1 protein-coding gene is annotated in these 599 nt (G+C 63.8%); it reads left to right on the top strand.

What is annotated here, in order from left to right; all coding sequences use genetic code 11:
• Window positions 1-599 (top strand): Abi family protein (locus IEX25_RS19935; RefSeq protein WP_188717469.1); only part of this gene is annotated, 599 nt, incomplete at both ends.

Genomic DNA, 599 nt, shown 5'->3' with positions numbered 1-599 from the left:
GAGCGCCTATTGGCTGCCGTTCGAGTTGCCTCCCCCTCCTGGTCAGACCCGCAGCAAGCGCTTCGCCGAGGGAACATCCTTCGACCAGGTCATTGAGCGCTACGTTTTCGACCGCAAGCTGCGGCTCCTGCTTCTGGAGGCGATCGAACGCGTCGAGATCCATGTGCGCTCACGGTGGACCTATCATCTGGCCCATGCGCACGGTGCGCATGCCCATCTCCGTGCCTCCGCTTTCCGGGGCGCCAGGGTGCATACCGAGCTTCTCGCAAAGCTGGCCCGTTCGGCGGAAAAGTCAGACGAAACCTTTATCGCCCACTACCGCACCAAGTACACGGACCCCTACCTGCCGCCGCTCTGGGCAGTCACCGAACTGATGACGTTCGGGGAACTGTCCCGATGGGTGCAGATCACCAGGGACCTTCCCATCAAGGCCGCCGTGACGCGCGATCTGGGCCTCCCGACTGTGGAGATCACGGACGGCGTCCTGCAGGCCCTGTCCTATGTCCGCAACATCTGTGCGCACCACTCCAGATTGTGGAACAAGCGGCTGGTCAAGCGCGTCCCGCGGGTCAAGCGGTGGGGCCGGGACATGGTGCTCG

This window comes from Paracoccus acridae (assembly GCF_014642735.1).
Classification (GTDB): Bacteria; Pseudomonadota; Alphaproteobacteria; order Rhodobacterales; family Rhodobacteraceae; genus Paracoccus; species Paracoccus acridae.
The sequence above is the reverse complement of the archived record's forward strand: the minus strand, read 5'-3'. Positions and strand labels throughout refer to the sequence as shown.